A 12,826-nucleotide genomic window follows, 5' to 3' on the forward strand; every position below is an offset into this window, starting at 1 on the left:
GCACATGCAGCTGGAAACCTTGGCAGCCAATTTGTAACAGCCAAACTGAGCAGATGTAAATCATCGAATCCTAGATTATGCGTAGGAAGATCAAATGTCACTTGCAAACTGCAACGAGTGCCATAAACAAATTTCAACTCTTGCAAAAGCCTGCCGACACTGCGGATGTCCAGTGACGACTCTAGAAGGGCCTTTAAGATTTAACGCCCTTAATGGAGAGATCACAAAACAGCGTGAATTTAGAGTTGCCTATGAACTGGGCGAGCTGGCTGTCATTGAAAAGACGCATGCCTCCTATATTAAGAATGCATTGAAGTAGATCGGGGCACAGCCACCCTAACTAATCGCAGAATTGTTTCTTGTGGGACCATGGGTCAGTTAATGATGTTAGCTGCAGTACCGGTGCTGGCCGTAATGACGGCAAAAGTTTTCCCGAAAATCCACCTTCAAGTCCTGTTTCCTGTCAGAAGACATATTGCACACTGAAATTAAGAAACATGGATTTTCGAAAAAACTTGTTATCCATACAAAGCAAGGGAGGTCATATTCATTAGGCTTAGGAGCTGATGATTTATTGGCGTGGCAAGAACAATTAAAACAGGCACAAATCCCAGTAGAAGCTTGATATCTTGCTGTGGGTAATAGGTTCATTGGAGCAGAGTGAATTTGACTCTTAGCTAAACCTTCTCAGTAACAAACAGGATATGCGATATAAGAACTTGGTAAGTACTGTTGTAGCTATTTCCATCAGTGTATTCATGGGAGAGGCTAATGCAGACGAAAAGGTTTTTAGTCCACCATATTGCGAATTTTCTGTTGTATTTCCGAATGGCTACAAGCCTAAAGAGATAATTTCAAAAACTGCTACTGGCGCTGCAGCTACGGGCCGAGCAGGTTCAACTGGATTAAGCGCCGAGTGCTGGCCCTGTGAGGAGCGAGTCGAGATTCAGGCTTATGCACGTGAATTGGCTTCTGAAATGCGTCGGAGAGGGGGAATCGTTGATAGTGTCATCATAGATAGAAACAACAAGATAGGAGAGCAAATTATCCTTACAAGCCGAATTAAGTCTGGCAGCGATTCATATCATATAAAAATTGTCTCATTCAGGGGAACTCGGACAAGGCTTGATCTGGCGATTGTCGACCAAGAGATGGCGAGCTCTGCCCAAATCAATTTTCGTAACAGCGTAAAGAGAAATAGGTAATCGCAGGTTCAAGCGCGTCTGCGGAATCTCTGTGGGAACTTGCGGTAAACGGGAGTGGACGAGGTTCATTAAGATCGGAAAATAGAATTGGAATGCAAAATGACGATGAGGCCAGCGTAAATTATTCGCTGGAAGCTTTTGATGCACAGGGAAAACTGCTTGCCCCTATCCCCCTAAAATCGACTTTCGCGATACCGATGTCGTAAGACGGGAGCTTGCTTCTGTTTACGAGATATGCGAACTGGAAGGATAGAGACACAGGAGGGGACCCGTGCCTATGTTCTTAACCCGATCCGGAAGGCGTTCGAAACCAGGGATATAAAGAGACGCATCGAGCTCATTCCATCTCCTCTTTTGTTGGCCTCTCGATTAGCATGTCGGTCAATTCTTGGTTTGTCTTGTCGAATAAGTGAACACTCGAATGAGTAGCATTTCTTAACTCTTTGCCATTTCAACACTTTTGCAGTAGGCATACATTTTGCTTGAAACATTCTTAAGCCAGAAAAGAAACGACACATGTGCCATTCATTGGCTTTTGTTAATAGCCTGAAGTGTGCCTCTTGGCTGTGTTTTCGTTCCCTCTGGTCCCGTTCAATTTAACCTGAAGCGTTGTTTATGGCGCTTCTCCATAAAGTTTGATGTAGCAAGCCCGCTCGGGGGTAACCACAACGTCTGCCTCACAAGCAGAAATGGGGGTTGTGGCTGGCGGGACCCATCCCCCACCGGTTTACTATCTGGCGACGCCCATAGAAAAAAACACTCGTCTCTTGGCTGCTCCAGTACTTTCTCCAGCCTGCAAACTCTCGAGCATCCGCGAAAACCTCCCTTCCTACAGAGGTTGGCGAAGTGAAAACTATTGACCAGGATATGAAATGCCTCGCACCCTTTCTTACTGTCGGCCGGACCATATTGAGGCTCGGTTCCACCATGCTGACGAGTTCGACTTCATCGATCTCGACATACGTTTGGTAGGAGACATCACCCTAGCTCTCGAATGCGAAGATCAAGGCGAAGACGTGGAGCCGGTCAGGCACGAAAGGGAGACAATCGATTTCACGGTTTACATGTCATCCGTGTTTTGTACATTCAGAGACTTCATCCGATTTCTTGAAGCTATCACTCTTGAAGTAAAAGAATGTGCCTTTGAATGGGAGGCCGAAGGTCCGGATGGGAGGCTGCGTTGGAAACGACGCTATGTCCAGGATGTGGGGTTTCTTACCATCGAATGGGATTCATATAAGGAGAAATTCAGCCATCGAATGATGCTGAATACACGGCAAGCAGTAAAGATGCTTTATTCAGCCTTCAGAATGTTTGTTGATTCGCCCGAATACGATCCGTTACGGTACGAGAGGCTCTCTTACGGCGAAAGTTTTGCTTTGATACTTTCCAACGCCTCACTCGATGATCTAGCTGCCACTCTTGTCCGGATGAATGCTGACGCAGCAAAAACCTTCCTTCAAGCCCTTGATGAGGCCATTTATGACCGACATATGAAGGGGCCGAAGCCGAGCTGGCCAATTGAGTACTTTCATAGAGCAACGGAACCCGTCGAACCTTCGAACCAGTATAACGCCTGGATTGATCCTGAGTGGGACAACTGGGATATAGAACAACGAATGAATCAATTGAAAGAGTTGTTCAGTTGGAGTGTCAGGAGCTGGCATGGGGAAAATTTGCGTGAAATGCGATCGAAGTTGATTGAAGATTGGCTGTCGTTACCTGAAGCTGTAGCTGTCCACGATTAATGTTATTTGAGGGCGCTAATAATGGAATTGCGGACTGTAGTCCACCTGTACCGCAGGACCTCAATTATTTTTTCATGGAACCGAGACTGACACCGAAGTTTTCGATCTCTACCAGCCCACAGAAAGACGTAGGCTCGCTTTTGGGGATAGGAGGATAGGCTGGCGAGGGGATACTGAATTTTCTGGAGATGTTGAATGGTCTTTGATGAGGAAGATTGGAAGAGAAGATTGGGAAAGGCCCAGACGCAGGAAGAATTATCAGCGCTGATAATGGAGTTGCCGGAAAGAGGGTCTCCTGAGACACAAAAAGAATTCGAAGAAGACGGCAGAGAGTTTTACTTGCTCGAAGGGAGAACGCCAGTTCGCTGTTATGACGAACGGGAGGTCGATTTCTTCGTTCCAATCTACGACAAGATAGGAAAAGACTGCATACAAGGGATACAGATTACAACAATGTTTGTTTTCATGGACCAGCGATATAACGGAAGGACGCATTGGCTTGGAAAAGATGGACCTTTACTTTTTGCGTCGATAATCCGCCCTACGGTTCTCTCTAGGGGAACGAAGTCGCTTAGCATGCTGTGCGGTACTTACGAGGAAGCCGAACAAATGCATCAGATAGCAGTAGAGCGTGTACGCACCACCCCGTTTGAGGAACTGGCAAACGTCTATCCGAATATGCATGTGGGTGCAACGATTCGGTGACTATTAAGTGAGGCTATCAGGAACAGTTCACGGAACCTTGTTTCTACTCCCGAACGTTACGCTGGTCGCGCACTCAGGCTTGTTGAATTTAACAAATAGAGGGCGCAATAAATCTTAACTCGAAATCTTTGGGGATAACTTGATGATCCCCATCGCTCTAGATTCCCACCTATTACTTGAGCAACAGGGCCGCTTACTGTCGGGGAAATTGCCCGCCATCGAGTACCTGATTTACCTTCACTACGATGATTTCCATCGCCTTTTCTTGATTGCATAGAACGTGGTAAGTAGACGCATATATTACGAGCGCGACAAGCAAAAGGAACTGTTTTACAGGGACAAGTAATCAGTGTTTCAAAAACGCGGGGGACTAAGGCTGCTTACTGACCTCGTGGAAATATCCATACTCGCTGTTCGGTGTACCTAAGTCCAATTGCTGGCTCAAAAATACGCACTTAGAATGACTGCGACCGCGAACACAGGTTCTTTTCCCAATCTGTTCATGGCAAAAGAGTGTGTTTTTTAAGTGTACCTGCTACTTGCCTTACTTGTTACCACCGATCGAGTATTTGCGAGCGGAATGGATTACAGGTCGACAAGCTGCTCGATTTAAATAGAGAAAAAAAGCAAATGACCTGGCTAGCCAACTATCTAGGACATCCCTCTCTTGGCAACATGAGCGGTGTCCCGTTATGGATGTTCATCTTAGTTTTATTTCTGACCATCGTTTTCATCCTTGGTTATCTCATCCAAGGCCTACGAGTCTGGTTCCAGCTCTGGTCGCCCGTGCGACGCATTCAGCTTTTCGAAAAAGAGAAACAGCCGGTTAAGCCCTCCGAGCTCAGAGAAATCTTCCGGTGGGAGCCGCTTAAACACCTTTGGGATGAATATACAGATACGCTGCATGAACTGAAAAAGGCAACAAATGGGACGCTAAGCCTAACCGAGATTCGGGCAACTGTTCCTGCCGAAACGTTCTTTACTCGAGACGTTCTTGTTGATGGACGCCTGTTTGATGACTTCACTAGACATTTGCCTGGAGTTCTGACTGGCCTTGGCATCATCGGGACATTCGCTGGACTTCTGGAAGGCTTGGGAAAGTTTGACCCTTCGTCCACCACTACGGCGGTTTCAGGGCTCGGCCCACTTATGGCGGGCGTAGAGCATGCTTTTATGGTTTCTGCCATTGCTATCTCCTGCGCGATGGGCGTCACTTTTTTTAGCAAGCTTGTGCTTGCTTGTTTTTACCGTCTCGTCGAGAAACTTAACCACGGTATTGACGCGCTCTACTCGACTGGTGCTGGCGAAGAGTATCTGTCTCGGCTGGTTCAAGCGTCAGAGAAGAACGAAGCACACACCGCCCAGTTGAAGGACGCGTTGGTCGAGGACCTTACGAAGCTCATGACCAACCTGGTAGACCGCCAGATCCAGGCGCATGCTGATGCTTCGAAATTACTAGGTGATCGTATCGGCGAAACCATTTCTGGATCACTTGCGGCACCTATAGAACGAATGACTCAGGCGATGGAGCAAACTAATCACGGCAACAATGAGGCCGTAACGGGTATGCTGGAAACGATGCTTGCAGGGTTTATGGCAAAACTCGAGGATACGTTCGGAGGGCAGATGCGCGGCCTCAATGAGCAGATGCAGCGCTCCATGGATTCGATGTCTTTCGTGCAATCAGCATTACAGCAGTTGCTTGCTGATATTGCTAAGGCGAATGAGCAGGCGACCAATCGGATGAGTGGAAAACTGGAAGATGCTATGAAGCAAGCTGCCTCTAATCAGGCATTACTAACGGACCAGATGAGAGAGTTTGTCACGGAGTTCCGGAAACTTGTAGCCGAAGAGCAAGACAAGTCTCGGGGAGCCATGGATCAGGCAGTTGCGGCTGTTTTCGAGAAAATCACCCAAGCCGTCGATCAGCTTGAGGTCGTGCGAATTGCTGCTGCAAGCCAGGAACAAGCACGTGGGGAGCAATTGGCCAATGAAACGAAGCAACTTGTAGGTGGGCTCTCTGATCAGGTAGATGCTCTGCTGAACAGGGTTGTTGAACAGATGCAACAAACTCAGCGAAATATTGATCAGCTCAGTAGTGTCTCTTTGCGGGCCATTGATGGAATGAACCAAGGCGCGTTGACAATGGGTAATGCGGCTCAGCGTTTTGAAACAGCTGGTGGTGCTGTGAGTACGGTTTTTGAACGTTCGTCCACGATAGCTGACCACTTGGTTACGACCGCGGCTACCCTACAGACCACGGCAAACGCGGTTCGACAAGGGTTCGAACAATACGACACCACCCGCAAGAATGTCGATAGCCAAGTGGCTACGCTGACATCCCTTATTGAAAGCGCGAAGAAAGAAGCTGGGCTTTCAAAGGAACTGATGGGAGATTTGGAGCGTATCGTTGAGCAATTACGAAGGGCAGAAATGCAGAGCAAGGAGTATCTGGAACAGGTGAACGAGGCCCTTACCAACGCCTTTATGGCCTTTGGTACTGCACTAACAAATCAGCTGAAATCGACAATTGCGGAGACCGATCGGCATCTGGCAGGTGGGGTAGGGCATCTTAACGGCGTCGTGCAGGAGCTGGCCCATGCAGTTTCACGCATGAAACCAAACTGAAAATGCTTAGCCGGATTATTCTCAAGCGGGGTGCGAAACCGGAGGGAGAAAGTCCATTCTGGATTTCCTTCTCCGATCTTATGACGGCTCTGATGACGCTGTTTCTCGTTGTTATGGCAGTTACACTTATTGCTGTAACTAAAAGTGTGACTGCCGAAGAAGAAGCAAAAATTCAGCGAGAAAAGGATATTCGTGAACTCATGTCTCAAATTAAGGAGGCTTCGCGCGAGTTCAGAGAGGTCAAGGTCAACGAGTCCACTTACCGCATAGACCTTGGGGATGTTGTTCGCTTCGACAGTGGGCGATATGACATTCAGGATCGAGAAGCGAAGTTTCTTCGAAAGTACATACCGGTGCTTCTAAAAGCACAGGAGTCACAAGTTGGTCGACGATGGATCCGACGTATCGTTGTCGAGGGGTTTACGGATCAGGATGGTACCTACCTCTACAACCTCGGTCTTAGCCTCAACCGGAGCCGCAGCGTGGTATGCGTAATGTTTTCGCCACAAAAAGCTGATGAGAAACAGCTTACTGATCACCAGAAGCGCCAGATTCGCGATCTCTTCTTGGTGGGAGGTTATTCCTTCAACTCGGTCCGAGCAAAGAAGGAGGAAAGTCGGCGTGTTGAGCTGAAGCTGGAATTCTGGGCTCTAAATGAAGACCCTGTCGTCAGCCCACTCATTGAGAATAAAGAGTTTGGCCAATGCTGACTTTGCCGTCCATCGAATTACTTACGCATCAGCTTAAAGCTGCTATTGCCTCCATAGATTTTTCTGCAGAAGGGCTGGGAATGTCTCAGCTCGTAGAGAAGGCCTGTGCTGAATCAGAAAGGCTGTTCCAGGGATATGCGAAAGCCAAACCCTCTAAACAGGATGCGTATGCAGCAGCGCTAGCATTTATGCGTGGCCAGCAACTTGACATCCGTCAGCTCGATATGATCGCCAGTGCTCTAAGTGAGCCCATACGTGAGCAAGGAGGGGGGAGACCACTCGGTCACCAAAGGCTCCCCTCTCTACTCAAGCATTACGAGGCGGAAGCAGAAAAAGGAAACCTTTGGCGCCTCACTTGGTACGGGCTACTCAGTTCGTATTTCAGTTTTGAGCCACAACGTGCTTTGGATGCAGAACTCTTGGGCTGGGAGCAGCTGCGTTCCCTGTTACACAAAACCTGGCCTCTAGTTGACAAACATGCGGGCGGGAATCTAGTTCCAGATTGGATTGCTGTTATGCGACGAGAGCCTCAGCTACTTACCAACCAACCGACCGACAAGTATGCCCAAGATTTCCTACAGGGACAAACTGAAGCGGTTGAGAGATTCGTAACAGATCTAGGTATTCCTCAAACAAGCTGGTTTTGGCATACACTCGTGCTAAGCGCAGTCGGTACAGCAACGAGGGCCAGCGATAACGCATTCAGCAACCATATCCCTAGGCTCATCCAGCTCATCGAAGAAAGGCCTGTGTTCAGAGATGAGGCAATCGAGAAAATTCTCATTCGCTACCACAAGAGTGCTGTAACGCCTGTACATGAGCGCCTGAAGGACTACGTGATTCGCAAGGATGTCTGGAGAAACCCCAAGCTCAAGGCAGCGGGTATCGCCACAGCTTGGAATCGAGTACCAGACCCAGTCTGGCAAATGGTCCTCGAGTGGGTGAACGAACGCAGCCTTCGAGACTTCTTCGATATCCTCGCAGCCCGCAATGGGGCCGATGAAGGCCGTTTGTCGTTCTGGTCGAAATACCTGAAGCAAATAACTTGGACACGGCTAATCTTCAGTTCCGATACCTTAATCCTTGCACGCCAGCAGCAGAGTATTCGAGATCTTATTGCCCGTGAAGAAGGGTCATACGCTACCCTTACTTCGAAGCGAGATGTCGATGCATTCATGATGCAAATAGGAAAATACATTGTCATTGAATTCAGTAAGAAGCCAAACGCATGTTACGTGTACTCCTTAGAGAGTCTAAAGTTTGACCGTAACGCAAGGCGTTACTCAGGCACAACAGATGATTTGGCCTACGGCTTCCATGGGGGAGCGGAGGCGCGCATTATTCACAGAAATGGTTGGCAAAATCAGGCCCGCTATGAGCTTGAAGCTCTTGGGATCCGACCTGATACCTTGGCCACTCGGCATGCTGGAGATAACGTGCAACACCCTGGCTCTGCGCAGACTCTCAGGGGGAACTACAGTGAGGCGTCTCTCTCCTATGGCACAAGCAGGAGTCCTCGACGCGAGCCTCCTGGGACTCCTTTTTCCATGAACGAGCTTGAGCGTTTAGTCGCCCGATATAGAGATGCTCGTATCAAAGACAGGCGAGGAGTCAGCGGTGGCCGACTGTGGGTCGAAGATCCTTCACAACACAGCACACTTGCAACTCAACTTCAGGCGTATGGTTTCCGGTGGGGGAATGCGCGCGCAGCTTGGTATTACCCGGAAAGCTAATGGGTCTCCTTGGTCTTTTCCGGCGCAAAAAGAAAGGCGGTTCCACTGCAACACTCACCTCTGTATGGACTCCACAAGGGATACAAATAAGTTTTGTTTCGCCCTTGGCTGAGGCCTCTCCGGAAGCGCTGCTAGATGCTGTCCATGGAGCACCGGCAGAAGATGCGTTACTTGGGGCGTATTTGGCTCAGCTAGCCATCGAGGGGCTATGCCAAATACAAGCCGACACTGTGCTGCTTCCTTGGAAGCAAGTGTACGATCTCTTGAAGTCTCCTGAGCATGAAGGCGCGATCCAGTTTCTCGCGCTTCCACCACAACGAGCTCTTCGCCCCATCCTAAGCCATGAAGCGAGCCTATCAGATTCAAACTTTGAGCTTCATATTGATGGGTGGGTCGAAGACCAAGACCCGGTGATGTTCAGCCAATTACAAGGTGCTGTCGCATTGGTGGATGGTGAATCTTGCTTGCTGTCAGAAGCCGCCTGGACGATTTCCGATGCTGTTAGATTGTTTGGTCTCCGTGGTCCGGAAATGCGTTCCCAGCATGAGAATGAATTGGCTTGGGGAAGGATTCGAGCAATGGCGGAAGCCGTGGACGCATTTTACGCAAGTCCATATCTTGAAAGCACGTATGTTCTTACACCGCAAACCCTTAGATTGCCATTGATTAAGGAGGAAACATCATTCGGGCGTGTATTCACTGTTTCACCAACATTTGAAGATGCACCTGAGGGATGGCTAAGGGCATTCGATGGATTCAATGCTGTCCAACCTCATTACGATCTGACACGTGGAGGTAGGGGGCGAATACGCATTGTTATTTCAGAACCGGTTCAGAAAGTTCTGCAAGTCATCAAACGTGATATGCCTGGGCGACGTGTTTCAGGGTCCAGGGCAGAGAAGTTTATTCACAATCCTTGGGCTTTCCTTGGAGACGCGGCTCATGAAGTTCTTCGAGAAGAAGATTTCATGCAGGACAAAGCGGAAGCTGGCGCCGTTGCCGCGATCTTCACTCTTGTACCTCGCATGTCAAATGAGCGTATAGAACACGTCGATTTGGTGGTAACAGAATCTTTCGGAAATGGCTCATCATGCACAGATGTGAAGAGTTTTGAGAGGGCCATGCAGCTCGAGGAATTCTTGAAGATGCTGGAAACGGCTCTACGCGAGGACCGAGAACGTTTCCCATGGAATGAATATGATTTAACGATTGATGCAGAATCAACGCTCCAGCTTGAGCAAGGAATGCAATTGGCTTTCCTTTGGAGAAACCAGCCTGCCGGGCACATTTCGTTCGAGGATATATATCAGCTGGAAGGTTACAGCAACCGGATCGAAGGGATTGGTGTAGCCAAACCTATCTACGTACCCATTCTGCAAAAACCGAACGTAGGGGATGAGAGCAAGCAGGGTTGGTTGCCTGGCGACCTTACCCCCATGGTTCGAGTAATGCTTCAGGGACACGAAGGTCAAGTAATAATACCGCTTAGTAAGATTTGGGTAGACGAGTTTGAGAGTCAGATTGTCCGTGCGGAGAGGGCGGGGGTATCCGAGGTCAGAAACGAGGCCCTTCCGACGCTCATCTCTACCATTCAAGGGCGCAACCTTGTCGATACTTTCCGAACCATGCTCGGGGTGCAGGACCGAGTAAAAGGAGATGGTTCATCTAAGCCCAAGAACAAACGTCTCTCTCGCGAAACCTTGCTAGTCAAAACTAATTTTCATGGTGTTGACTATCAGGAAGAGCGTAGGGTGTCGCTCGCTCTGCCTGAAGGAACTAAAGCACAACTGCCAGTATCGCTGCGAACTAATATTGGGCTAAAGAAGCACCAGTTGAATGGGGTTGCCTGGTTCCAGCACTTGGTGTCTAAAGCTCCTCATGACTGCCGTGGAGCGCTGCTCGCCGACGATATGGGGCTGGGAAAGACGCTCCAGCTCCTGACTCTATTGGGTTGGTATTATGAGCAGCATTGCAATGCCACACCTTCAATCATCTTTGCTCCGAAGAGCCTGCTCGAGAACTGGGCTAATGAGGCAAAGAAGTTCTTTACACCGTCTTTCCCGGAAATCCTGGTTCTATATGCGGACGAATTGAGGGAGCGCAAGCAACCTCCTGGTTTAATAGACGAACAATTGCATTCCAAGGGGGTGGTGGATTTGCTAAGGCCGCGATGGGTGGGTGACGCGAAAATTATCGTCAGTACCTACGAAGTTCTCATCAGCTACGAGTTCTCCTTAGCTAAACAACCTTTCGCTTTTGTCATCTGCGATGAGGCTCAACGTATCAAGACGCCGGGGACCCAAGTGACCTTGGCGGCAAAGAAGCTCAAGGCGGATTTTCGTATCGCTTGCACCGGTACACCTGTAGAAAACTCCTTAGCTGATCTCTGGTGTCTGTTCGACTTTGTTCAGCCTGGGCTACTCGGGGCACTTGAGGAATTTGGTAAAACTTATCGACGGCCCATCGAGTGCGAAACGGAGGAACAGAAGCAAGCTTTGGCTAGACTGCAATCCCTTATAGCACCTCAGACCCTACGCCGCACTAAAGCCGATATTGCTGATGAACTGAAGAAAAAACTGTTTGGATGGAAAACAGCCCATACCAATGTATTGCGGTTCAAGGAGGGACTGGGGCAGCACGAACGTCTGGAAATTGCTATTTCAGAATATCAACGCATTCTCTACAAGGGCGGCCTGAAAAAGCTACAGGAAGCAAACAAAGAAATTGATGGGAAAAAGCGAGCACGGCTTTCGTTTGGTGCGCTTCACTTAATGAAAGCTGTATGCGCAGAACCTTATTGCTTGCCAGGCACAAAATTTCTACCAGAAAAGCTAGGACGTGATGTGCACCTCACTAATTCACCTAAGCTGCAATGGGTACTTGAGCAACTGGAGCAAGTCAAAGCGGCTGGCGAGAAGGCAATCATCTTCACTGAATTGCGGGAAGCGCAGGCAGCCTTGTACTACTTCCTTCGAGAAACCTTCAGTTTGAAGCCTTTTATTATTAATGGTGATTCGCAGGGGCGACAAGGATATATCGATCGCTTCTCTCAAGCTCCAGGCTTTGGCGTCATTATCCTTTCTACCTTGGCAGCCGGTGCTGGGCTAAATGTTACAGCAGCAAATCATGTTTTTCACTTTACGCGAGCATGGAACCCAGCCAAGGAGAATCAGGCCTCGGACCGAGCCTATCGTATCGGTCAGGAACGGGATGTCTTCGTTTATTGCCCTACCGTAGTTGCGGATGACTTCCACACTTTCGAATTTCGCCTTGATGAGTTACTCAAGAAGAAGGCAGGGCTTGCTGATTCCACCATAGATGGCGGCGGAATGGCTTCGATGCTTAATGGTTCTGGCCGTGATGCCACATTTAGCGATTTTATTGATGAAAGTGGAGATGGGGCAGCAATTCCTCGTCGGATTCTCAATATCGATGATGTAGATCGCATGGATGGCTTTAGCTTCGAGGTGTTTTGCAACCTCCTCTGGTCGAAGCAGGGATATCAGTCATTCATTACTCCTAAACAAGGGGGTGACGGCGGCATTGATGTGGTTGCATTGAAGGGACGTGAAGGCGAACTGCTGCAATGCAAAAGCTCCATCAATAGTGAAGTTGGCTGGGATGCCATCAAGGAGGTAACTGCGGGAGCGGCTCTCTATCAAGCTCGTTTCGCAGGTACTCGCTTCAGAAAAATTGCCCTTACTAACCAGAGATTTACGTCCGGAGCTATAACTCAGGCCGAAGCAAACAAGGTTCAGCTAATTGTTCGCGATCGGCTTGACGAGCTATTAAAGGCTCACCCCATCACTAATCATGAATTCGATGAAGAGTTGATCGTGTGGAGCCATTAATACACTAACAGAGGGGGTATTGACGACGGGCTGAGGTGGGGAGGCGAGAAGGAAGTTATGCTCAAACCGTTCCTAAGGCCGGAATGCACCAAAGTGTGCGGAATAATGGAGGTCGAATAGGGTGCAATTTAAATCCCATTCCATTCCGTACTCTGTGATCTTCTCGATCTCAAAATGAAGAGCCCTTAGGACAGGAGCTAATATTGTTGAGATGAGTAAAATTCCGAGCAGACCCCCTAAGCAGCT

Annotated in this window: 8 protein-coding genes; all 8 read left to right on the forward strand. The window is 48.8% G+C overall.

Features of this window, described 5'->3' with window-relative positions:
- Positions 1–94: 94 nt before the first annotated feature.
- The 8 genes from BMW46_RS15000 to BMW46_RS00825 all read left to right on the forward strand — a co-directional run bounded on the left by BMW46_RS15000 (position 95) and on the right by BMW46_RS00825 (position 12,580).
- Positions 95–319, forward strand: a complete 225-nt coding sequence (locus tag BMW46_RS15000; RefSeq protein ID WP_143049054.1) for a hypothetical protein — start codon at positions 95–97, stop codon at positions 317–319.
- Positions 320–719: 400 nt separating this feature from the next.
- The gene (locus BMW46_RS00795; RefSeq protein WP_177171008.1) at positions 720–1,205 is read left to right on the forward strand and encodes a hypothetical protein; all 486 of its coding nucleotides are present in this window, start codon (positions 720–722) and stop codon (positions 1,203–1,205) included.
- Positions 1,206–2,077: 872 nt separating this feature from the next.
- Positions 2,078–2,953, forward strand: a complete 876-nt coding sequence (locus BMW46_RS00800) for a hypothetical protein (protein ID WP_074703782.1) — start codon at positions 2,078–2,080, stop codon at positions 2,951–2,953.
- A 195-nt stretch (positions 2,954–3,148) separates the two neighbouring features.
- Complete coding sequence (locus BMW46_RS00805; protein ID WP_074703783.1) at positions 3,149–3,658, forward strand: hypothetical protein; 510 nt, start codon at positions 3,149–3,151, stop codon at positions 3,656–3,658.
- A 630-nt stretch (positions 3,659–4,288) separates the two neighbouring features.
- Positions 4,289–6,286: an anti-phage ZorAB system protein ZorA gene (gene zorA / locus BMW46_RS00810; protein WP_074703784.1), complete on the forward strand. Its 1,998-nt coding sequence runs from the start codon at positions 4,289–4,291 to the stop codon at positions 6,284–6,286.
- Between the two features lie 2 nt (positions 6,287–6,288).
- Complete coding sequence (locus tag BMW46_RS00815; protein WP_074703785.1) at positions 6,289–6,996, forward strand: flagellar motor protein MotB; 708 nt, start codon at positions 6,289–6,291, stop codon at positions 6,994–6,996.
- On the forward strand, positions 6,990–8,729 hold the full coding sequence (locus tag BMW46_RS00820) for an EH signature domain-containing protein (protein ID WP_074703786.1): 1,740 nt from the start codon (positions 6,990–6,992) through the stop codon (positions 8,727–8,729). Before BMW46_RS00815 ends, BMW46_RS00820 begins: the two co-directional genes overlap by 7 nt.
- Positions 8,729–12,580, forward strand: coding sequence for an SNF2-related protein (locus BMW46_RS00825; RefSeq protein WP_074703787.1), 3,852 nt, complete (start codon positions 8,729–8,731; stop codon positions 12,578–12,580). Before BMW46_RS00820 ends, BMW46_RS00825 begins: the two co-directional genes overlap by 1 nt.
- The last annotated feature ends 246 nt before the right edge of the window (positions 12,581–12,826 follow it).

It is taken from the genome of Nitrosospira multiformis, from assembly GCF_900111585.1.
GTDB classification, from domain to species: domain Bacteria; phylum Pseudomonadota; class Gammaproteobacteria; order Burkholderiales; family Nitrosomonadaceae; genus Nitrosospira; species Nitrosospira multiformis_B.